This is a genomic window from Lysobacter sp. F6437, from assembly GCF_052547215.1.
Genome location: NZ_JBQWRB010000001.1, coordinates 119,410 through 141,938, shown reverse-complemented (window position 1 = coordinate 141,938; position 22,529 = coordinate 119,410). Strand labels below are relative to the sequence as shown.

21 protein-coding genes are annotated in these 22,529 nt (G+C 64.5%); 6 read left to right on the top strand and 15 right to left on the bottom strand.

Annotated elements, in window-relative coordinates:
• Position 1: 1 nt before the first annotated feature.
• From ACT9F5_RS00610 to ACT9F5_RS00600, 3 genes are read left to right on the top strand one after another with little or no spacing between them, the layout of a single operon-like run.
• Positions 2–1,513, top strand: coding sequence for an efflux transporter outer membrane subunit (locus ACT9F5_RS00610; protein ID WP_445118026.1), 1,512 nt, complete (start codon positions 2–4; stop codon positions 1,511–1,513).
• Entirely contained in the window at positions 1,510–2,703 is a 1,194-nt protein-coding gene (locus ACT9F5_RS00605) for an HlyD family secretion protein (protein WP_445118025.1), read from the top strand. The genes ACT9F5_RS00610 and ACT9F5_RS00605 overlap by 4 nt, the downstream gene beginning before the upstream one ends.
• A gap of 1 nt (position 2,704) precedes the next feature.
• Positions 2,705–4,261, top strand: coding sequence for a DHA2 family efflux MFS transporter permease subunit (locus ACT9F5_RS00600; RefSeq protein WP_445118024.1), 1,557 nt, complete (start codon positions 2,705–2,707; stop codon positions 4,259–4,261).
• A gap of 41 nt (positions 4,262–4,302) precedes the next feature.
• Here ACT9F5_RS00600 and ACT9F5_RS00595 read toward each other — a convergent pair whose 3' ends face one another.
• Both ACT9F5_RS00595 and ACT9F5_RS00590 read right to left on the bottom strand, forming a co-directional pair.
• A complete protein-coding gene (locus ACT9F5_RS00595; RefSeq protein WP_445118023.1) occupies positions 4,303–4,899 on the bottom strand; it encodes a hypothetical protein in 597 nt (198 codons plus the stop codon).
• 25 nt (positions 4,900–4,924) lie between these two features.
• Positions 4,925–5,920, bottom strand: a complete 996-nt coding sequence (locus ACT9F5_RS00590; protein ID WP_445118022.1) for a glycoside hydrolase family protein — start codon at positions 5,918–5,920, stop codon at positions 4,925–4,927.
• Positions 5,921–6,060: 140 nt separating this feature from the next.
• On the opposite strand from ACT9F5_RS00590, the gene purU reads away from it, so the two are divergent.
• The gene (gene purU, locus ACT9F5_RS00585; RefSeq protein WP_445118021.1) at positions 6,061–6,921 is read left to right on the top strand and encodes a formyltetrahydrofolate deformylase; all 861 of its coding nucleotides are present in this window, start codon (positions 6,061–6,063) and stop codon (positions 6,919–6,921) included.
• 31 nt (positions 6,922–6,952) lie between these two features.
• Here the strand turns inward: purU and radA are convergent, their stop codons facing one another.
• The 3 genes from radA to ACT9F5_RS00570 form a co-directional block, all read right to left on the bottom strand.
• Positions 6,953–8,374, bottom strand: coding sequence for a DNA repair protein RadA (radA, locus tag ACT9F5_RS00580; protein ID WP_445118020.1), 1,422 nt, complete (start codon positions 8,372–8,374; stop codon positions 6,953–6,955).
• Positions 8,375–8,604: 230 nt separating this feature from the next.
• Positions 8,605–9,909 (bottom strand): HipA domain-containing protein, encoded by a 1,305-nt coding sequence (locus tag ACT9F5_RS00575; protein WP_445118019.1) that lies wholly within the window; start codon positions 9,907–9,909, stop codon positions 8,605–8,607.
• Complete coding sequence (locus ACT9F5_RS00570) at positions 9,906–10,256, bottom strand: helix-turn-helix domain-containing protein (protein ID WP_445118018.1); 351 nt, start codon at positions 10,254–10,256, stop codon at positions 9,906–9,908. Before ACT9F5_RS00570 ends, ACT9F5_RS00575 begins: the two co-directional genes overlap by 4 nt.
• Positions 10,257–10,872: 616 nt before the next feature.
• Between ACT9F5_RS00570 and ACT9F5_RS00565 the strand changes: the two genes are divergently transcribed.
• Positions 10,873–11,325 (top strand): HipA domain-containing protein, encoded by a 453-nt coding sequence (locus ACT9F5_RS00565; protein WP_445119455.1) that lies wholly within the window; start codon positions 10,873–10,875, stop codon positions 11,323–11,325.
• Complete coding sequence (locus ACT9F5_RS00560) at positions 11,318–11,614, top strand: helix-turn-helix domain-containing protein (protein WP_445118017.1); 297 nt, start codon at positions 11,318–11,320, stop codon at positions 11,612–11,614. The genes ACT9F5_RS00565 and ACT9F5_RS00560 overlap by 8 nt, the downstream gene beginning before the upstream one ends.
• Here the strand turns inward: ACT9F5_RS00560 and ACT9F5_RS00555 are convergent.
• From ACT9F5_RS00555 to ACT9F5_RS00510, 10 genes are all read right to left on the bottom strand, one after another.
• Complete coding sequence (locus ACT9F5_RS00555; RefSeq protein ID WP_445118016.1) at positions 11,602–12,609, bottom strand: NAD-dependent epimerase/dehydratase family protein; 1,008 nt, start codon at positions 12,607–12,609, stop codon at positions 11,602–11,604. The two genes, ACT9F5_RS00560 and ACT9F5_RS00555, sit on opposite strands and share 13 nt — an antisense overlap.
• Entirely contained in the window at positions 12,609–13,670 is a 1,062-nt protein-coding gene (locus ACT9F5_RS00550) for an MraY family glycosyltransferase (protein WP_445118015.1), read from the bottom strand. Before ACT9F5_RS00550 ends, ACT9F5_RS00555 begins: the two co-directional genes overlap by 1 nt.
• Positions 13,671–13,905: 235 nt before the next feature.
• The gene (locus tag ACT9F5_RS00545; protein WP_445118014.1) at positions 13,906–14,397 is read right to left on the bottom strand and encodes a VanZ family protein; all 492 of its coding nucleotides are present in this window, start codon (positions 14,395–14,397) and stop codon (positions 13,906–13,908) included.
• A 12-nt stretch (positions 14,398–14,409) separates the two neighbouring features.
• Entirely contained in the window at positions 14,410–15,558 is a 1,149-nt protein-coding gene (locus tag ACT9F5_RS00540; protein ID WP_445118013.1) for a glycosyltransferase, read from the bottom strand.
• The gene (locus ACT9F5_RS00535) at positions 15,555–16,595 is read right to left on the bottom strand and encodes an EpsG family protein (RefSeq protein ID WP_445118012.1); all 1,041 of its coding nucleotides are present in this window, start codon (positions 16,593–16,595) and stop codon (positions 15,555–15,557) included. Before ACT9F5_RS00535 ends, ACT9F5_RS00540 begins: the two co-directional genes overlap by 4 nt.
• Entirely contained in the window at positions 16,595–18,547 is a 1,953-nt protein-coding gene (asnB, locus tag ACT9F5_RS00530) for an asparagine synthase (glutamine-hydrolyzing) (RefSeq protein WP_445118011.1), read from the bottom strand. The genes ACT9F5_RS00535 and asnB overlap by 1 nt, the downstream gene beginning before the upstream one ends.
• Complete coding sequence (locus ACT9F5_RS00525) at positions 18,547–19,323, bottom strand: hypothetical protein (protein ID WP_445118010.1); 777 nt, start codon at positions 19,321–19,323, stop codon at positions 18,547–18,549. The genes asnB and ACT9F5_RS00525 overlap by 1 nt, the downstream gene beginning before the upstream one ends.
• On the bottom strand, positions 19,317–19,970 hold the full coding sequence (locus ACT9F5_RS00520) for a haloacid dehalogenase-like hydrolase (protein ID WP_445118009.1): 654 nt from the start codon (positions 19,968–19,970) through the stop codon (positions 19,317–19,319). The genes ACT9F5_RS00525 and ACT9F5_RS00520 overlap by 7 nt, the downstream gene beginning before the upstream one ends.
• Positions 19,967–21,193: a glycosyltransferase gene (locus tag ACT9F5_RS00515; RefSeq protein WP_445118008.1), complete on the bottom strand. Its 1,227-nt coding sequence runs from the start codon at positions 21,191–21,193 to the stop codon at positions 19,967–19,969. The genes ACT9F5_RS00520 and ACT9F5_RS00515 overlap by 4 nt, the downstream gene beginning before the upstream one ends.
• Complete coding sequence (locus ACT9F5_RS00510) at positions 21,193–22,374, bottom strand: glycosyltransferase (RefSeq protein ID WP_445118007.1); 1,182 nt, start codon at positions 22,372–22,374, stop codon at positions 21,193–21,195. Before ACT9F5_RS00510 ends, ACT9F5_RS00515 begins: the two co-directional genes overlap by 1 nt.
• Between the last annotated feature and the right edge of the window lie 155 nt (positions 22,375–22,529).

Below are 22,529 nucleotides of genomic sequence, written 5' to 3'. Positions count from 1 at the left end.
CATGCCTTCGAACGAATTTCGCCCGCACCGCGGGCTGGGGCCCGTTTTCCTCGCGATTTCCCTCGGCGTGCTGCTGGCCGGTTGCGCGAGCACCCGCGGGCTGGCGCCGTCCGGCGATCCGCTCGACCCCGACAGCCTCGCCGCGAGCCACAGCCTCGGCATCGACGCTGCGACGGACGCATCGATCTCCAATTCCGCCTTCCCCCGGCAGGACTGGTGGACCGCGTTCGGCGATCCGCAACTCGACGCACTGATCACCGAAGCACTGGCCGGTACCCCGAGCCTGGCCGCCGCCGATGCCCGCGTGCGCCAGGCGATCGCCCGCGCCGGGCTGGCCGACGCCGCCCGGTCGCCGACGCTCGGCGCCGGTGCGCAGTACTCGGTCGTGCGGATCCCGTCGACGCTGGCCGGCGATGAGCTCGGCGGCGAAACCAACGGCAGCACCCTGCTGACCCTCAATTTCAAGTACAGCCCCGACCTTTGGGGAGGCCAGCGCGCGCAGTGGCAGGCTGCGCTGGGCGAAGCCCGTGCGGCTGAAGTCGACGCCCAGGCCGCACGGTTGACGCTGGCGTCCAACATCGCGCGCGCCTACGTGGTGCTGGCGCAGGCGCATGAAGCGAAAGACGTTGCGCTCGAAGAGCAGGCTCGCTCCAGCGAGTTGCTCCACCTCGGCCAGCAGCGGGTCGACGCGGGCCTCGACAACAACCTGCAGATCCGCCTCGCCGAGGCCAACGCCGCCAGCGCGCGGCAACAGGCGCAGGCCGCGGAGCAGCAGATCGATGCCGCCCGCAACGCGCTTGCCGCTTTGCTCGGCCAAGGCCCCGACCGTGGGCTGCAGATCACCGCACCGCGATTACTCGACGCGCCCGCCCCGACCGTACCCGACGTGCTGCCAAGCGAGCTGCTCGGCCACCGCCCCGACGTGGTCGCCGCACGCTGGCGGGTCGAGGCCGCGCGCCACGGCATCGACGCCAGCAAGGCCGCGTTCTACCCGACCATCAACCTCAGCGCGATGGCGGGCCTCGCCTCGGGCGGGTTGTCGGACCTGTTCGGCAGCGATGCACTGCTGGCCTACGGCGGCCCGGCGATCAGCCTGCCGATCTTCGACGGCGGCCGCCTGCGCAACCAGCTGGCCGGCAGCAACGCCGACTACGACCTCGCCGTCGCCGGCTACAACCAGAGCCTGGTCGGCGCCCTGCGTGAGGTCGCCGACGCGTTGCAGGCGATGCGCGAGCTCGACGGCCGGATCGCCACCACCGTGCAGGCCCGCGACGCCGCCCAATCGGCTTGGGACATCGCCACCGCGCGTTACCGCGCCGGGCTCGGCAACCAGATCGACGTGCTGTCGGCGCAGGAGCCGCTGCTGCAGTTCGACCAGCAGATCGTCGCATTGCGCAGTCAGCGACTGGCCGCCGCGATCGACCTCGACCACGCGCTCGGCGGCGGCCTCGTGCTCACCGCGCCCACCACTCCAGACATCGCCACGGCCCCAGCCCGGAACCCCACGCCATGACCACCGAATTCAATCCGCAAGCCACCGCCGCGGCCGAGCCGCCGAAGAGCAACAAGCGCCGCAGGGCGCTGCTGATCCTCGCCGCGGTGATCGCGGTCGCCGCGATCATCTGGACCGCGTGGTACCTGCTGGTCGCGCGCTGGCACCAGGACACCGACGATGCCTACGCCCAGGGCAACGTGGTCAGCATCACCCCGCAGACCGCCGGCACGGTGGTCAGCATCGGGGTCGACGACGGCATGAAGGTGCACGCCGGCCAGGTGCTGGTGCAGCTTGATCCCAACGACGCCAGGGTCGCCTACGAGCAGGCCGTCGCCAACCTCGCCAGCGCCGTGCGCGAGGTGCGCGGGCTGTACAGCGTGGTCGATGCCGGACAGGCCGAACTGGACGCGCAGCGGGTCGCGGTCGAGCGCGCGCGCAACGATGTCGCCCGTCGCGAAGGGCTGGTCGCCAGCGGCGCGGTCTCGGCCGAGGAACTGGCCCACGCCCGCGACCAGTTGTCCGCCGCGCAGGCCGCGTTGTCGGCCTCGCAGGGCCAGCTGTCGCGCAACCGCGCGATGGTCGATTCCGGCAACCCGGTCGCCGAGCAGCCACAGGTCCGCGCCGCGGCTGCGCAGGTGCGACAGGCCTACCTCGCACTGCAGCGCGCGTCGATCGTCGCGCCCGTCTCCGGCTACGTCGCCCAGCGCCACGTGCAACTCGGCCAGCGCGTGCAGCCGGGCGCGTCGCTGATGACGATCGTGCCGCTGGAGCAGATGTGGGTCGAAGCGAACTTCAAGGAAACCCAGCTCGGCGACATGCGCATCGGCCAGCCGGTCGAGGTCCACGCCGACCTGTACGGCGACGACGTCACCTTCGACGGCACCATCGGCAGCCTCGGCATGGGCACCGGCAGCGCGTTCTCGCTGTTGCCGGCGCAGAACGCCAGCGGCAACTGGATCAAGATCGTCCAGCGCGTGCCGGTGCGGATCGACCTGGATTCCAAGCAGCTTGCCGAGCATCCGCTGCGGATGGGCCTGAGCATGAGCGTCGACGTCGACGTCCACGACCAGGACGGCGCGGTGCTCGCCGCCAAGCCGCCGGCCAAGCCGGTGCTGTCGACCGACGCCTACAGCGAGCAACTGGCGGACGCGGATGCGCTGATCGAAAAGATCGTGCACGACAACCTGGCCGGCAAGAAGCACGGCTGAGATGGCGACCGCGGCAACAACTTCCGCCGGCGCGGAACCCTTCCGGCCGCCGACGCTCTGGCTGACCACGATTGGTCTTGCGCTGGCGTCGTTCATGCAGGTGCTGGACCTGACCATCGCCAACGTCTCGTTGCCGGCGATCACCGGCAACCTCGGCGGCAGCGGTAGCCAGGCGACCTGGGTGATCACCTCGTTCGCGGTCAGCAACGCGATCGCGCTGCCACTGACCGGCTTCCTGACGCGCCGCTTCGGCGAGCGCAAGTTGTTCATGTGGGCGACCGCGCTGTTCTCGATCGCCTCGCTGCTGTGCGGACTGGCCGGCAGCATGGGCTCGCTGGTCGGCGCGCGCGCGTTGCAGGGCTTCGTCGCCGGGCCGATGTACCCGATCACCCAAGCGCTGATGATCTCGGTGTACCCGCCGCACAAGCGCGGGCAGGCAATCGCGCTGCTGGCGATGGTCACCGTGGTCGCGCCGATCGCGGGGCCGATCCTCGGTGGCTGGATCACCGACAACTACAGCTGGGAATGGATCTTCCTGATCAACGTGCCGATCGGCTTCTTCTGCAGCTTCGTGGTGGGCCGGCAGCTGAAGGGCCGGCCGGAGCGGCTGGAAAAGCCGAAGATGGATTACATCGGCCTCGCCACGCTGGTGCTCGGCGTCGGCGCGCTGCAACTCGTATTGGATCTTGGCAACGAGAAGGACTGGTTCGCCTCGACCGAGATCATCGTGCTGGCGATCACCGCAGTCATCGCGCTGGCGATATTCCTGATCTGGGAGTTGACCGAGAAAGACCCGATCGTCGACCTCAAGCTGTTCCGCCATCGCAACTTCACCTTCGGCACCATCGCGATGGTGCTGGCGTATTCGGCGTTCTTCAGCGTCGGCCTGCTGGTGCCGTTGTGGCTGCAGCGCAACCTCGGCTACACCGCGATCTGGGCCGGGTTCGCGACCGCGCCGATCGGCATCCTGCCGGTGCTGCTGACGCCGCTGGTCGGCAAGTACGCGATGCGCATGGACCTGCGCTGGCTGGCCAGCTTCGCCTTCATCGTGATGGCGTTCACCAGCTTCGTGCGCGCCGGCTTCAACCTCGACGTCGACTTCCAGTCGGTGGCGATGGTCCAACTGTGGCAGGGCCTCGGCGTTGCATTGTTCTTCATGCCGGTGCTGACGATATTGCTGTCGGACCTGGAGCCGCACGAGATCGCCTCGGGCTCGGGATTGGCCACGTTCGTGCGCACGCTTGGCGGCAGCTTCGCCGCGTCATTGACGACCTGGGGCTGGAACCAGCGCGGCACCATCCACCACGCGCAGCTGACCGAACACATCAGCGCCAGCGACCCGGCGATGCTGCAGACCGTCACCGCGATCGGCCAGGGCGACCTGCAACGCGGCGCGGTGATGCTCGACGGGATGATCTCGCAGCAAGCGGTGCAGATCGCCTTCAACGAGATCTTCCACCTGCTCGGCATCCTGTTCCTGCTGGTGATCGTGTTCGTCTGGTTCGCCAAGCCGCCATTCGCGGCGAAGAGCTCGGCCGCGGCGGCAGGTGGGCACTGAGCTGGAACGGGATCTGGCGCAAGCTGTCCCCAAACCCGGACCTATTCCGGATCGGCCTCAACCCGCTCCAACACGAAGAGCCAGCCATCCCCAAGTTGCCAGAGTTCCGCCCCACTGCTGTCAGGGACGACCTCAAAGCTCGCGTGATACTTGCCCTCAGCGTCGTTGACCGTCATCACCCAGACCACGTCACGATCGCTGGCAACGCCATAGAACGTGCTTAAACCCCGAGCTTCATACGTGGGAACCTCGCCTTCGACCGGCACGTCGTTATGGCAGGCGATCTCATACCTTGGTGAGGCCAACTGCTCCCCTTCAAACCGGAACTCAGCCTCGGTCATCAGCATTGCTTCGCCTACCTTTTCGAGCGCTGCCTCACGCGTCATCAGTCCACCGCGGAACCGTTCGAAAGAGACGACCTCGTAGCGGCCCGTCAGACTCGCGACCGCGGGCGTGGTAGCCGCCACACACGGATCCGCAGGATTTGCGGGAGCGGCGTCAGGAATACCGGTTGGTGTACCAGTAGCGGCAGGCGCACTCGCAACCCTTTCTCCAGCCTCCGGCTGACCCGGAGAGCATCCGACCAGCATGGCCATGCCCACTGCCCAGAAACCTGCATTGACTGCCTTGTTCGACACGAGCGTGCTCCAATGAAGAGTGTCGTCACCAATGACGATAGATGCCCTGAGAATACATATCCCATTCGGCCTCACGCCTGTTGATCACTCCCTGGTTGATTTTCCCCTGGGACTTGTTCCAGGCCTTCCAAGCGTCTTCCAGCGAGGCATAGGGTGTAGTGGCCTCGGGATCATTGACCAACTTCGCCACCGATGAGCTCTTGAAGCCCTCTTCGCCGATATTGAACGCCATGATGACCATGGCGTCGAATTCGTGTTGTTCCACCTCGACCGTGATGGCTCCATTGACTGCATCGATAAAGGGTTCCGCGTCGACGAGAAACAACGCGTCGGCTTCTTCCTCGGTAATGCCATCCTTGTAGGTGTCCCATTGGGACTTGAGGATCAAATGGCCGTAGCCGATGGTCGCACCCTCCACCCATTCGGTGATGGGTTCGTCGGTGATACCCACCTGGTCATCGTAGGGCTGCAGCGCGAGCGTTTCGACATCCTTGAGCCATGTTGCGCCCTCGTCGCTGAGGGCCATCTCGCTGTCGCACGTGGCCGAGGCGGCCTGCGGGCCGCCGCCACCGCTGGCCGCGGCAACGCACATGACAGGGGGTGGACCGGAACTACCGCCGCCGCCACTTCCCGCACCACCGCTTCCGCCGGAACCGGGCGGCTGGTACGGCAGGCTGGGGTCGACTCCACCGCCACCCGCGCCTGCACCACCGCCGCCAGCACCGGGCCCGCCACCGCCGGCCGCGCCGCCACCGCCACCGCCAAAAAACGGGCCACCCGCCGCGGCTGCATCGGTCGCGCGGCCCGCACTGGCTACCGCGCCCGCGATGGCGTTGCCACTGTCCAGCCCGGCGAGCTCCAATGCCATGCCGGCCGTCTGATGCCGGATCGTGTCGCCGAAAGCGCCGAAGGTCGCGGCCGCCGCCAGCGAAATACCGGCGACGACGATCAGGTATTCGGTAAGCCCCGCGCCTCGCGCGGACGACCTGGACGATTGTATACCTACCCCATTTCCCGACATGCAGCTTGTTCCCTGCCACCTTCGCGGCCATTCAGCTGTTGCCCGGACCCTAAAGGGAACCCGGGGGCCGCACAATGAACCCGGTCACATTGCTTCAGTGCCGAAGTCCGCTGCGGCGGGACAAATCCGTTGTTCCGGACATGGCTGCCCCGCAATACGCGCTCACGCTGACCTGCCCGGACCGGCCGGGCATCGTCGCCACCGTCAGCGCCTGCGTGCTGCGGCACGGTGGCAACGTGCTGGAAGCCCAGCAGTACGGCGACGTCGAAACCGGGCGCTTCTTCATGCGCGTGCTGTTCGTGCTCGTCGATGGCGGCAATTGCGAGGCGCTGCAGTCGGACTTCGCCGCGCTCGCGCCGGCCTGGTCGATGGACTGGACGCTGCGCGACCGCAGCCGACCGCGACGGGTGATGTTGCTGGTCTCGCGCTTCGACCATTGCCTGGCCGACCTGCTGTACCGCTGGCGGCTCGGCGAGTTGCCGATGCAGCTCACCGCGATCGTCGCCAACCACCCACGCGAGCAGTACCGGCACCTCGACCTGGACGGCGTGGATTTCCATCACCTGCCGGTCAATCCGCAATCACGCGCGACCCAGGAGGCGGAACTCTGGTCGCTGATCGAACGCAGCGGCACCGAACTGGTGGTGCTGGCGCGCTACATGCAGATCCTCTCGGCGCCACTGGCCGACAAGCTCGCCGGCCGCTGCATCAACATCCACCACTCGTTCCTGCCCGGCTTCAAGGGCGCCCGTCCCTACCACCAGGCCCACGCGCAGGGCGTCAAGCTGATCGGCGCCACCGCGCACTTCGTCACCGCCGACCTCGACGATGGCGCCATCATCGAGCAGGACACCGAGCGCGTCGGCCATCACCACAGCCCCGACGACCTGGTGCGGATTGGCCGCGACATCGAGCGCCGGGTGCTGGCGCAAGCGCTGCGCTACGTCCTTGACGACCGGGTGCTGCTCAACGGCCGCAAGACCGTCGTGTTCTCGGCCTAGGCGGGTTTACAGCACGGGTCCACAGGGTTGGTCAGACTGCGGCTTCCAGCGCTTGGGACAGGCGCTCGACCGCGATCACCTTCATCTCGCCGACGCGGCCGCTCTTCGGCGCATTGCCCTTGGGCACGATTGCGCGCTTGAAGCCGTGGGTCGCGGCCTCCTTCAAGCGGTCCTCGCCATTCGGCACCGGGCGGATCTCGCCGGACAGGCCGACTTCGCCGAACGCGATGGTCTGCTCCGCCAGCGGCTTGTCGCGCAGCGACGACAACACCGCCAGCAACACCGGCAAATCCGCCGCCGTCTCCTGCACGCGGATGCCGCCGACCACGTTGACGAACACGTCCTGGTCGCCGACGCCGATCCCGCCGTGGCGGTGCAGCACCGCCAGCAACATCGCCAACCGGTTCTGCTCCATGCCGACCGCGACCCGTCGCGGGTTCGACAACGGTGACGAGTCGACCAGCGCCTGCACCTCGACCAGCAACGGCCGGGTGCCTTCGCGGGTGACCATCACGCAGCTGCCCGGCTGCGGGCTGGCGCTGCCCGACAGGAAGATCGCCGACGGATTCGGCACTTCGCGCAGGCCCTTGTCGCCCATCGCGAACACGCCCAGCTCGTTGACCGCGCCGAAGCGGTTCTTGAACGCGCGCAGCACCCGGAACCGGCTGCCGCTCTCGCCCTCGAAATACAGCACCGCATCGACCATGTGCTCGAGCACGCGCGGGCCGGCGATGCCGCCCTCCTTGGTCACGTGGCCGACCAGGAACACCGCGGTGCCTGTTTCCTTGGCGTAGCGCACCAGCCGCGCAGCACTCTCGCGGACCTGGCTGACCGAGCCCGGCGCGGCGGTCAGCGATTCGGTCCACAGGGTCTGCACCGAGTCGGCGACGATCAGCCGCGGACTGGTCGCCACCGCCTGCTCGAGGATCTTCTCGACCCCGGTTTCTGCCAGCGCGTCGACGCCGTCCAGCGGCAGGCCCAGCCGCGCGCCACGGCCGGCGACCTGCGCCAATGATTCCTCGCCGGTGACGTACAGCGCCGGCAAGGTCGCGGCCATCTTCGCCACCGCCTGCAGCAACAAGGTCGACTTGCCGATGCCCGGGTCGCCGCCGACCAGCACCACCGCACCCTGCACCAAGCCACCGCCGAGCACCCGGTCGAGCTCGCCGATGCCGGTAGAAACCCGCGCGTCCTCGCTGTGGGTGACGTCCTTCAGGGCGGTGACCTTCGGAGCGTCGACCTTGCCCGCCCAGCCACTGCGCCGCGACGCCCCGGTCCCGCCAGCCTTCATCGCCGCCGCCGACTCGATCACGAACTCGCTCAGCGAATTCCACCCCCCGCACTCGTCGCACTGGCCCTGCCACTTGTTGTGGTCGGCGCCGCACTCGGAACAGACGTAGGCGACCTTGGCCTTGGCGGCGGACTTGCTGGACGATTTGGGGGCGAATGACATGCGGCGGTGTCGGAGCGGGACGAGTCGTCACTTTAGCCGGCGGCGGTCGCAAGACGAGAGAATCCCCGTCGCTTTCCGTACTTTCCGTACTTTCCGTGCTCCGTGCTCCGTGCTCCGTGCTTTCCGCGCTTTCCGCGCTCCGTGCGTTCCGCGCTTTTCGTAGGAGCGGCTTTAGCCGCGATCGGGAGCCGGCGCGGGCAAACGGTTCCCGATCGCGGCTAAAGCCGCTCCTACAAGAGGTCGAGGCGCTGGGTTGTGGCGATCTGGTCGCGCCATTGCGGCGACAAGCCGGCTTCATCGGCGAACCCCGGCCAACGCTTCACCGCCCCCACCACCTCATCAAGAATCGCCTCCGCCCGCCCGCGCTTCAACGACGCCACCTTGCCGCAGGCGCGGAAATCCCCGCGGTCGAACCCATCCCGCTTCCCATTCATCGTCATCTGATGCCGCGCGGTCCACATGCCCGCAGGATTGAAACTCCACGTCATATCGAACGCCGGCGACAACGACCAGCGCCCCGCCCGATCCATCAGGAACGCGATGTTCTTGACGTGGTCGTCCTGGTTGCGGCCGACGATATTGAACGCCATCCGCCGGAACTGTTGCTCAACCGCCACCATCGGCAGACCCAACCGGCGGATCACCATCAGCGCCTGCTCGTAGCTGTAGGCACCCGCGGCGTTGAAGTCGTAATGGGCAAGCCCGCACAGCGACTGCATGTGCAGCTTGCCGCCGTCGGCGCCCCGGTCGAAACGGCGGGTCATGAAGTGGCGCCGGCCGTTCTCCTCCAGCAGCCGGCACTCGGTCATGTCGATGCCGGCGGCGCGGGCCATCAGGTAGTAGGCGTACTCGATCACGCCATAGCCGCGCGGATCCTCCAGCTCCTTGTCGCGGTTGCCGGACACGCCGTCGAGCTTGAGCAGCCAGTGCTCGAACCCCTCGCCCACCCCGGCCTGGCCCGAGCGCACCTCTTGGGTCGCCGGGTTCCACGCGATCAGCGCCTTGGCCCGCGCACCCGCCGCTGACGTGCCGACACGCAGGATCTGCCGCAACGCCTGCGCGCGATCTTCGTCGGCGAACGACGCCTGCAGGTTGTTGCGATGGCGCAGCACCTCCGATGCTAACTCGACGAGCGCATCGACCTCGACCCGGCGATCGGCGCGTCCGTCCGGCCCCTGCGCCGGCGCGAACTCCAGCGCGCCCATCCCGCGCGCGCCGATGTAACACAAGCGCTCGACCGCGTTGAACGACTCCGGCGTGCGCCCCTGCCCCGCCAGCCACGCATCGATCAGGGTGTTGCCGAACGCATCCGGCAGCGAATCGGCCAGCAACCCCGGCAAGCCATGGAACGTCGCCCGCGGCAGCGCCGGGAACGAGTACACCGTCGCCGCCAACGGCATCACCAGCGGCGACACCTCGATGCCGCTGCCGACGAACTCGCGCGCGTACTGGAACTCGGCGACGTCGCGGCCATCGGCCAGCGTCACCGCACCGATCGTCCGGCCCCAAAGCCGCACTTCGGCCAGCGTCGTCACGATTCATCGCCCCAACGCCAGGGTTGGCCGGCCGGCTCGCCGACACCCGCACGCGGCGCCCGCTGCCGCGTCTTGCCCTCGCGCCGCAACACATCCATCGGCCCCGGACCCGCCGACGGCAGCAGCGCCTCCAGCCCGTCAAGCAGTTGCAACACCCGCAACACCCGTACCAGGTTGGGCGACTGCACCGCGTCGCCCGCCTCCAGCCGTTCCAGCGTCCGCTTTGATACCCCCGCCTGCTCCGCGGCTTCGGCCTGGGTCATGCCCATCGCAATGCGACGCGCCGCCAACCGTTCCCCGAGCGCCTGCAACACCGCCAGATCCGTGAGTTCCGCCCCGATCTTCATATCGTCATAACTGCCGAATTAACGGTAAATATCGCGATAAATCGCAACTAATGACGAGTTTTACTCCGGCCTAGGCCTGATGTCAATTCGCCAAGACCGACGAATTACCACTCCTCGCACCACCCGCCCGCCCCGCGTAGGAGCGACGTAAGTCGCGATCGCACGACGCAACCGGACATCAGGAAAATCACGACTCACGTCGCTCCTACAACGAAGCCCCTCACCACGCACCGCTCTTAAATACCTTTTAATAGTAAAATAAATAACAACAACCAATCTATTTACTATTTAAACAGCAAACACTAGCCTCAAATCATGCCTGCTCCCGCACACATCGAAATCCACCGCGACGGCCAATGGATCCCCGCCGCAAGCCTTGAGCCGCTGGGCGATGATCGCGCGCGGGTGGAGTACCTGCCGGAATACATCTTCTCCGACGATCCCTGGCCCATCGCATTGAACCGGCCCGTCAGCTTCGCGCCGCCGGGCCAGCACCGCGACAACGCCCGCGCCCCCGCCTTCCTGTACGACCTGGTCCCCCAGGCAAGGGACGCAAACTGCTGTTGCAACTACTGGGCGTGGCCGACAGCGATGCCCTGGTGCTGCCACTGCCCAACTGCTGCACTCACTGCGACGGCATTCCAGCGATCCGCTCGCGGACACCATCGAGTTCCTGCATCGTGACGTGCTGAACTTGGCCATGCGCAATACCGACAACCACGCCCGCAACCACGCCGTGCAACGCCTCGCCGACGGTCGCGTGCAGTTGACCCCGCTGTTCGATTTCGCCCCCATGTACCTCGACCCGGAACTGATTCCCCGCGCGGTTCACTGGGCCGATGCCGCCGACGTGCGCCTGCACGAGTGGAGCGCGATCATCCCGCAGCTCGGACTTCCACCCACCGACGAACGCGCCGTCACTGCAGCTTTGGCGCGGTTCGCCGACACCGTGGGCGACCTGCCCACGCTGATGCTCGATGCAGGCGTGGAACCTGCAGTGATCGAAGCCTGCCGTACGTCCATCGCCAGCCAAGCCGAACAACTGACGAGGTTGCGGCAACATGCCTAGGAACCCGCCACGTCCCGACCCCGCGACGGCTCGCGCGCTACTGGACGAGTTGCATGCCGGCCTGGCGAACGGCGAGATCAGCGTGGCCGAGGCCGTGCGCCGCATGCGTCATGTCAGCGGCCTGACCCAACCGCAGTTCGCGCGCCATCGCGGCATCAGCGTGCAGGCCCTGCGCCAGATCGAATCCGGCAACGGCAACCCCACCATCAAGACCCTGGACGCCATCGCCAGCGTGTTCGGCTTGCGCGCGGGTTTCGTCCCCGCGGCACCGCCCCCTCACTCCCCGTAGTAGCCCCGATACCACTCGACAAAATTGGCCACCCCCTCTTCCACCGACACCCGCGGCCGGTAATCCACCGCCTTCACCAGTTCGCCCACGTCGGCTTCCGTATCCGGCACATCGCCCGCCTGCAACGGCAGCAACTCCATCTTCGCCTTCTTGCCCAGGCACTGCTCCAGCACCTGGATGTAGCGCAGCAGTTCCACTGTCTCTTCGTTGCCGATGTTGAACAGCCGGTATGGCGCATTGCTGGTCGCCGGGTCCGGCGCGGCGGCATCCCAGCCGGGGTTCGCCACCGGCGGGTTGTCCAGCGCGCGGATCACGCCTTCGACGATGTCGTCGACATAGGTGAAGCTGCGCTTGTGGTGGCCATGGTTGAACACCTTGATCGGCTCGCCCGCGAGGATCGCCTTGGTAAACAGGAACAGCGCCATGTCCGGCCGTCCCCACGGCCCGTACACGGTGAAGAAGCGCAGCCCGGTGCTGGGAATGCCATAGAGGTGCGCATAGCTGTGCGCCATCATCTCGTTGGCCTTCTTGGTCGCCGCGTACAGCGTCAACGGATGCTCGGTCGACTGGTGTTCGGAGAACGGCATGGTGGTGTTGGCGCCGTAGACCGAACTGGTCGAGGCGAACACCAGGTGCTCGACGCCATGATGCCGGCACCCCTCGAGGATGTGCAGGAACCCGGTGACGTTGCTGCTGACGTACACGTGCGGGTTCTGCGCCGCGTAGCGCACGCCCGCCTGCGCGGCCAGGTTGACCACCCGCTGCGGCTTGTGGGTCGCGAACGCCGCCTCGACCGCATCGCGATCGGCCAGGTCGGCGTGGATGTGGGTGTAACCCGGCTGGTCGGCGAAGCGCGCGAGCCGCGCCTGCTTCAGCGTCACGTCGTAGTAGTCGCTGAGGTTGTCGATGCCGATGACCTCATCGCCACGCTCGAGCAATTTCAGCGCGACATGCGAGCCGATGAAACCGGCGGTGCCGGTGACCAGTACTTTCATCAATAGTCCTTGTTGTTGGTCGCATGGCGACGCGGCACCGGCACCGGCACGAGTTCCACCTGCGGCCGACGCGTGCCGGGCAGGCGCATCGTATACACGCAGTGGAACAAACGCACCGCGCGCTGGCGCCGGCCGGTCAACCAGTACCAGCCCAGGCACATCAGCACGAACGCACCCAGCAGCACCGGGTGCGGTACGTCCAGCCGCATCGCCTGGCCCACCACCAACACGCACAGCGCGGTGAACAGGCTCAGCGCGATCGCGGCCTGGGTCGGGCCGAAGCCGCCCTCGAGCATCAGGTGGTGGATGTGGTTGCGATCGGCGATGAACGGCGAACGCTTGTTGCGCACCCGGCGGATCATCAGCACCAGGGTGTCCATCACCGGGATGGCGACGCACCACAGCGCGAACACCGGATTGACCGGATGCCCCGGGTTCTGGGTGAGGCGGAAGGCAAACCACGCGATCACGAAACCGAGGAACGCGCTGCCGGCGTTGCCCATGAACAGCTTCGCCTTGGGACGCCACGGAAAGCGCAGGTTGAACATCAGGAACGCGAGCACCGTACCGCCCAGGATCATCGCGCGGCTGGCAACCACCATGTTGCCCGAGTAGATCGCAGCCGCACTGAGCAAGGCGAGCGCCGTCAGCACCAGCGAACCGGCCAGGCCGTCCGCACCGTCGACCATGTTGATCGCGTTGATGAGCCCCAGCGTCGCGAACACCGTGAACGGCACCGACAGCCAACCCAACGAAATCCCGTCAAGACCGAACACCGGCCCGAGCTGCTCAATGCGCACGCCACCGACATAAACCATGATCAACGCCGCAACCACCTGCGCCGGGATGCGCACGGTCCATGGCAGGTCAAGACGATCGTCGAGCAGGCCGACCACCACCAGCACGGCCGACGCCGAGAGGAACGCGATCAATCCTGCATCGATGTGGGCGAAGGTGGACAGGCTGACCACCAACACACCCGCAAGCATCGCCAGGCCGCCGGTGATCGGCGTCGGATGCGCGTGGTCCTTTCGTCCCTTCGGGAAGTCCAACAGGTTCAATCGCGGTGCAAGTGGTTGCAACAACCACAGCACGAACCATGTCACCCCAGTCGCGGCGAACGCCGCTCCCCAATCAAGTTGCGCGAACAAAACCAACCATCCCTTCAAGACCGAGGTCTTTCCCCTGTTGTTGATTGTAATGGGACGTGCGTTACAACCGAAGAGCCAGACGCGTCACGTAACTGACTTGTTTAAGGTCAGCAAGTGACATCGAACGGCACCCGCCCGCGCCGGCTTATTTCGATGCTTCGCGCGTTTGCAAGCGACGCAAGCCCATCCACAGCGCGTCCGCGACCTTGGCCAACACCAGACTGATGGCGGCGCCCAACAGGTTGATGCCCACATCGGCAACACGCGGGGTACGTCCCGGGGTCAGTCCCTGGGTCAGTTCCGCCCCCACTGCCAAGCCAACCAATAGAGCGATGCGACGCCAGCCACGAAGGTCCGGTCGGAACCACCACAACACCAAACCTATCCAGAGGAAGGCGATCAAATGCGCCGCCTCGGACAGGTCCCACGGCGACTTCCCCCGGATCATCGCTTCCAGGAAGGACACCGAATCACGCCCGGCAAATGCGATGAGAACGGACGTGGGCAAGAACAATGCTGCTGAAACCAATAGTGCTGACGCGAACAGCACCAACCAAGCGCCGGGGCGGCTTCGCCATCCAATCCAAATGCTGACGATCAACACGAACGCCAGTAGTAACCCATCGAAGAAGGTCACCCGTCAGCCGCCTTAATCCAACAGTTCGCGATACACGGCAATTGTGTCCGCCACGACGATACGTTCGTCGAAGCGGCTCAACGCTTTTGCCCGAGCTGCAGCGCCCAGGCGCGCGGCCAATTGCGGATCGTCCTGCAGGCGTGCAATCGCTAGTGCAAGTGCAGCGGCATCGCGCGGTGGCACCATCAAGCCATCAACTCCATCGGTGACGACTTCGCGACAACCCGGCACATCGGTCGTCACGAGCGGCAACGCAAATGCCGCTGCTTCGATCAAACCCTTGGGCAGGCCTTCCCGATAACTGGGTAGCACCACCACGTCGACCGTGGCCAAGAGTGCCGGCATATCGTCGACGTGGCCAAGCCACTGGAGCAGGCTCTCGTCGACCCAGCGTTGCACGGTGCCTTCGGGTACGGCAGCGGGGTTACCCGGGTCGGGGTCGCCGGCCAACAGGAACTCGATCGCCCTTCCCTCGCCGTGCAGCCGCCGCGCGGCCTCCACAAACTCCGCCAGTCCCTTGTCCCACAACAGGCGCGCCGCCAGCAGCACGCGCAGCGGCTGCGAAGAATCACGCTGGCCGTCACGCGCGTCAAAGCGGGAACAGTCGACGCCGGAGCCGGGGATCAGGCGTACACGGTCGCGGTCGACTAGGCCCGCGCGTTCGAAGAGGGCGACGTCATCGGGGTTCTGCAGGACCAACCGCGTGTTGCGCCCGCCAAGCGCCGCGCGCATCAACGCACGCACCAGCGGGCGCAGCGCCCGGGCCTTTGTGTCGTTGCTGGTGAACACGTAACCCATACCGGCCACCGCATTGACCCGCGCCGGAACACCGGCCAGGCGCGCGGCCAAGGAGCCGTACACTGCACACTTGATGGTGAAGCCATGCACAAGCGCAGGGCACTCCTTGCGGAACAGCGACACCAGCCACCACAGCAACTTCGTCTCGCGCACCGGGTTGAGGCTGCGCCGGTCCATCGGCACCGACTCCCAACGCAGGCCGAGGGCGCACAGTTTCTCTCCATAGGGGCCGGGGGGTGAGATCAGCAGCGGCTCGTAGCCCTGTTGCTTTAGCGCCAGCGCCAGGGAACGGCGGAAGTTGTAGAGGTACCAGTCGGTGTTTGCGAAAAGAATGATCTTCGAAGACGAAACAGAGATTTTCATGTCAACGGCATCAACTGGTACGGTACCCAGTACTGCGCGTGGGTAGCGAAATTGAGCCATACGTATTGCACCGCGGCGTAAAATCCCACAATACCGAGCACAAGCGGGGTGCGGGCTTGGGTGGTCCTGGTCAAACGCGGCAGCCGTGCGAACACATAAAGTTGTAGCGGGATCAGATACAAGGCCACCCGGTCCACCGCTGTCGACGATATCCCCACCAGCGGAAGGCAGAGCAGCGCGAACACTGCGATCCACAACCACAACTTGCGCTCCTGCGGATCGGGCACCAGCCGTCGCCGGAACAGTAGCAGCAACCCCGCCGGCAACGCGTTCATCGCCACGCGAATCGCACCGCCCGACGATTGCATGTCGGCTTCCACGTAATTGGTCCACAACGCCTCGGCGCTGTCGTCCAGCAACAGGTAGTACATCAAGCCAGTGGCGGCCAACACCAATGCACCGGTCAGCATTCGGTTGCGGCTGGAAGCCAGTGCCGCAATGGGCAACAACAGCACCGCCGACTTGTGGAACAGGGCTCCCAATGCGATCCATATGACAAAACTGCGAATCCGTCCGTCGCCCAACGCCACCAAGCCAAGCAGAGCGAACCCAAGCGCGACTGATTGGCGGGTGTACCCCATGCCGACGACGATCAGCATATAGGGCACCGCTGCGAGCAAGGCCAGCCACGGATTGGGTTGGCGCCGACAGAAGACGACCGTGCCCGCCATCAACACGATCGCATAAATCAGATTGACCGTGTAGATGTCGCCGCCTAATCCCGCGACCAGCCGGTTAATGACGTAATGACCAGGATCACCCCTGTTCATAGCCTCGCCAAACGTCATCGATGCAGCAAGACTAAAATGGCGAGCGTAACTGGCCCAATCGCCCCCAACCTCGTGACGTAATCCGATTATCAACGCAAACACAATGCCGACCGCCCACCATGCTGCCGCCACATGTTGTCTGGCTAGACGGCGCGGCACCAGCACAGCCCACGCCGGGATGAGGAACATCAACCAGAAACCGAACATTAGGCGACACCTTCTTGTTCCAGCCAGGCTTGGAACATCAGTACCGACCACAGCCGGTAGCCGAATGACGCCTCCCCGCGCACATGCATTTGCCACGCTTTCCGGATAGGGCGAGAATCAAAAAAGCCCTCACGCTTTAGGCGGTCTTCCGCCAGTAGGTTTTCCGCCCAATCACGCAGTGGTCCGCGTAGCCAATCGTCCAGCGGGATGCCGAAGCCCATCTTCGGGCGCTCGATCAATTCACTTGGCACATGACGATCCAGCAAGCGGCGTAGCAACCACTTTCCCTTGCCGTCGCGCAGCTTCATCGACATCGGCAACGACCAAGCGAATGCAATCACGTCGCGGTCCAAGAAAGGTGCGCGCGTCTCCAGCGACACCGCCATCGAGGCTCGGTCAACCTTCACCAGGATGTCGTCGGGCAGGTAGGTCAGGCCATCCAATGCCATCATCCGCGCCACCGGGCCGTCCAGCCGCGGCCAGCGCGAGCGGTCGTCAAGCAGGTTGGGCGGCATATGGCCACCGCTGACCATGCCGGCAGGATCGGGCCATTCCGACACCAGCGACACATACAGATCGTCGAGGCTGTGGATCTCCGTCCCACCCAGTACACGTGCCAACTTCTGAAGCTTGTCACCGATCTGCGCCATACCCATGGACTGGGTCATAGCAGGGGGCAATCGGTCAACCAGGTGGCCGGGGAACCTGGCAGCGCCGTGCGCCACCCTTGAGCGCATGGCTGGCGGTATCCATCCCGTACGTCGCCAGACTTTGGGTGCCAGCGAATATCGGTTATAGCCACCGAACAACTCATCGCCCGCATCGCCCGACAGGGCCACGGTCACATGTTGACGCGCCAACTTCATCACCAGGTGTGTGGGTAGCTGCGAGGAATCGGCGAACGGCTCGTCGTACATCGCCGGCAACTGCGGCACCAGGGCCAGCGCGTCGTCGCCACGGAGGCGTAGCTCAGTGTGATCGGTGCCGAGATGCGCTGCAACCGCACGTGCGTGGGTTGCCTCGTCGTATTGCTTCTCGTCAAATCCAATGGTGAAGGTGCGCACCGGTCGTGTGCTGTTGGCCTGCATCACCGCCGTGATCACGGTGGAGTCGATGCCGCCCGACAACAATGCGCCCAACGGCACATCAGCGACCATCTGCCCGCACACCGCATTGCTGAGATGCCGTTCCAACGCATCGAGCGCGTCCGCTTCGGAACCTTCGAACGGATGGGCAGTGCCGCGCTCGGCGACCTCGGCCAGCGACCAGTAAGCTACCGGCTGGACTTCACGCTGGCCCGCAGCGAGGCGCAGGAAGGTGCCGGGCGGCAGCTTGTGGATGCCCTGGTAGATGGAATATGGCGCGGGCACGTAGTTGTGGCGCAGCAGCAGGGCCAGCGCGCCGCGGTTGATCGCGGCATTGAACGCGGGATGCGCGCGCAGTGCCTTCAGTTCGGAGCCGAAAAGGAAAGTGTCGCCCTGCCAGCCGTAGTACAGCGGTTTCTCGCCGACACGGTCGCGGGCGAGTGTCAATGCGCGTTCGCTGCGATCCCACAGGGCGATAGCGAACATGCCAACGCTGGCCTGCAAGGTGCGTTCCACGCCCCAGGCCTCGATGCAGGCCAGCAGGGTCTCGGTATCGGAATGGCCGCGCCATTCGGGCGCCGCGCTGGCCTGTTCGAGTTGCCGGCGTAGGTCGAGGTGGTTGTAGACCTCGCCGTTGTAAGCCAGCACCCAACGGCCACTTGATGACTGCATTGGCTGGTGGCCGGCGGCGCTGAGGTCGACGATGGACAAACGGCGATGGGCAATCGCGATGCCCACGCCCTCATCGACCCACGCACCCTGGTCATCGGGACCGCGGTGGGCAATGAGATCCGCCATGCGCCGTGCCTGCAGCGCGAGGTGATCGGCACCCGCACTGGACTGCCAGAAACCGGTCAAACCACACATCAGGTGCGTCCGCTTGATCGACCGCGCAACGAAGTCAGCGCAACTCCAAGCGACGCGATGATCGCGTAATAAACCGTCAACACCACGAATCCCTTGGCGTCCGGAGACGGGAAAAGCACGGCCGCGGCAAGAAGCGGCCATATGAAGAACGTCCAACGGACGACGGGGCGTTTGCGACCCGGCATCGACAACAAGCCCTTGCTGTCGAGGTAGCCGAATTGCCGGAATGCCGAATACGACATCGCACAGGCAAAGGCCACACCAAGCAAGTATATGGAAGGAATCACGAACATTATCGGCGCCATGAAACGGAACCACGACAACCAAAGAAATGTGCCGGCCTTAATTTCGCGGTCACTGATCCAGTTATGCATTGCGAACACCACGGCAAGCGCGCCGAAGAACGCCCACCAGGTCGAGTTCTCCAACTGGTGGAGCACGTGTGTTACAGCAATAAATGCCAATATGCGTGCGACAACCCAGGCCGTGAACCAGCCGCGTCCCGTACCTTGGGGGCCGCGCATTCGTCCCCCGGCCTCCCCCGGCGCAACGATGAGGTCGTTGCTCAAGTATCCAACTTCATAGACGCTGATGAACGCTATGTACGCCAATAGCGACTGCTGCAACGACAGCGGCCAAGGTTCGGGCGAAAGCTGGACGACCAATACAGCCGCAGCAACCCATTCGAAAAGCACATGGAACCCAATGCTGCCGGACCGCAGGCGCGTCGACCAGAAGTACGTGAAGGGCAACAGGTATAGGAGTCGGCTTAACATGCGAGCAGGAACTCCGCATCCATTCCATTCCAGCGAGTCTTGTGCCCTGGATTATGTAGGACCACGAAAGCCGGCTTGGCCCCTTCCAGAAGCGCTCGGTCCGTCAAATTGTCGCTGATGGCCAGATATGGCCCACCGGCCCATTCGAGTCCCAGTCGATCGTTCAATGCTTCGCGCTTGCGGCCAGTGATGTCGTTTATGTACCGTCCCGTGTACCGCCCTTCCTCTACGGCGAGAGAACTGGCGACGAAATCCGCGTTCATGCGTGCCGCAATGACTTGCACCACCGGCTCCAGACTCGCTGACGCCAACACCAGCGGCCCCGGGGCTGCAGCCAGCACTTCCCGCACCGAATTGACTCGACGATTAGCCAACAGCCAGTCGGCATAATCACTGGCACTTGCAGCCACATCGGCAACGGTATCCCCCCTGAGCCAACGCACTAGCAGCAACTTCAGAACGTGGCGCCCCATTGCCTTTTCAGCAATGGCCACAAGCACGCGCAATGGACTGGCGCGGGCGGTCAGCAGGTTGAGCCCCAGCAGGCGCCACCGCCTTGACCGCGCGAAGTGCCACGCCAACAGGCCGATAGTGGTGTCGTCTCGAACCAAGGTTCCGCATACATCGACAATTCGATAGCTGGTCATGCGCCCTCCAGGAGGTGGTAAGCATGTCGGTAGAATGCGGCAGCCACCGGCAAGTCAAGCCGTTTACGAGCCCGGTCACGGAGGGCGGTGCCGCCAAGCGCCCGCAATGAATCCAGTCGCCCCACTAAGTGGGTGATGTCTGCGGTAGAACCGGGGTGGATCATTACACCCGCATTGAGCATTTCAACTTGCATATCCACATCACCGATTCCTGGATTGCATACCACCGGAACGCCACAAGCAAACGCTTCAGCCAGCTTCGTGGGCGAGCTAGCCATTTTGGAATATGCGGGCATGATGAAGCTCAACATGAGGTCGGCAGCTCCAATCAGCGCAGGAACCTCAGCACGCGTCGCTGACACCACATGGAGTCGCGCCGCATAGTCCGCACCACCTTTCCAACCAAGCAACTGCGCATGCCGCGGCTCCCAGTCCCGGGTGATGAGCAGCATATGCACATCCGCCCTGGCACGAGCTGCTGCGACAAAGACATCAAGCATCTCTTCCAGCTGGTACCAAGTTCCCAGGGAACCGAGGTACGACAGTAAGAATGCATCAGGCGGAATGCCCAGCCGAGTTCGAACGGTAGCTTTGGTATCGTCGCTGAGGACAGAGAAATGAGTGAAGTCCGCGCAGCAGGGGATTACCGAGACGTCTGCAGTCATTGCAGGGGCCAACCTACGCAATTCCGGGACGACGTGTTGCGTCAACGCCACCACATGATCTGCACATTCCAACAGCTTGCGCTCCACGCGCTTGTAGAACATGTAGAACATTCGCTCGACAGGATGACTGATTTTCCACAGCCCGCCGTCCACACGTTCATCGGCCCATAGTCCGCGCATGTCGAATAGTACTCGGCAACCGTAGAATCGCTTCAGGCAACACCCTACTTGGGCCGCCTGATAGCTCCGGCAATGCACCACGCCGAATCGATGGCGCGCCATGAGGCGCGCCGCGACGGCATACATCCTCAGAAGATCCCATGCCTTGGCGAACTTCCCACCACGGGAGAATGTCAACGGGGTCCACTCGATACCGGCAGATCGCAATTCCTTACGCAGGGCGGCACCCGAGGCGGAAAAGCAATCCAACTTCTCGAAGCTGAGAATGTGCAATTTGCGCGGATGCTCAGCGATTGATCGCAAATAGGGCAGGATCTGACTCCCGCCGAGCTGGTCGGTCAGTCCGTCATAAGTAATGAACAGGACGCTCTTCCCCATTAGCTTCCCACAGCCTCCGATGTTTGTGATTGGCGCCAGTCCGGCAGCAGCAAGTTTAGGTAGGCATCGGCGGCCTTCGATACGCTGAAGTGCGCGGCGCGCACTTTCAACGCCGCCCCATCGTGCTCGCGGCTAAGCGCATCCTGCATTGCCTGGGCCAATGCTCCAGGATCGCCTACCGGCACCAACGTGCCGTAACGGTTATCGTCGAGGATCTCGCGCGGTCCTGATGGGCAATCGGTGCTGACGATCGGAAGGCCATGCTCCATCGCTTCGACGAGGACGTTGCCGAAGCCTTCATAATCAGACGAAAGCACGAACAGATCGGCACTGGCATACCAAGCCGCTGTATCAATGGCGAAGCCGGGTAACAAAACGCGCTCGGAAAGCCCGAATGCATTGATCTGCGACTCCAGCGCAAGTCGTTCCGGACCTTCGCCGAGAATGCACAGCGTGGCTCCGAGCTGAGCAGGCAAACGCGCAAAGGCATTAATCAGCAAGTCGTGGCGCTTGACCTTCTTCAAAGTACCGACGGTAAGAATCAGCGGCCGCGATATATGCATCAGCGCCGTGGGAGTAGGCCCCGCCTGATCAGCCTTTTCGCGTGCTGCGGGGTTGTGAATTACCGCGAACTGATGTCGCGGCAAGCCGGATGAATTTGCCAGGTCGTCCGCGACGCCACTGGACACTCCCACGCGCGCGTCAGCGAGTGGATAACCTATCCCCTGACTGCACCGCAGCAGCGCACCATGCAATCGGCCCCGGTTGGCATATGCCCGCGTTAACGGCGAATGCTCGCTGACCACAATGCGCTTGGGAAACCGTGCAAGACGCGCTGCGATGGGGGCGAAGACGGTCAACGGCCACATTGCGGCGAGCAAGGCATCCGGTCGCGACTTTCGCAGGTAGCGCGCCAGCGGAATGGGAACGCTACGAAAATGATCCACACCTAGTTCAACAACGTCCGTGCCTTGTGGCAGCACATCGAGCAATTCTCCCCGCGCACGCAAAAGTATGAAATCCGTTCGAATTCCACGGCGCTCCCACTCTGCCGCAAGATTGACGTGCAGCCGCTCGGCGCCACCTGGACGAAGATCAGGCAACAGCACAGCAATACGTTGCGAAGAGAGCTCCACTTCATCCACGATGAATGACTTTGTGAGCAAGCCGGTTGCTGCCATCGATTCGATTTAATGAAAACCCTGCGGTTACCGGTAACTCGTCGGCCGGTTTGTGGTCTGCACATGCAGCACCCCGGCTTTCGTAGATGAGAGTCACACCGAGAACCTGCCAGAGAATGATCGGCCAACGCCTAACCCGTTGTGCGTGATGCAAA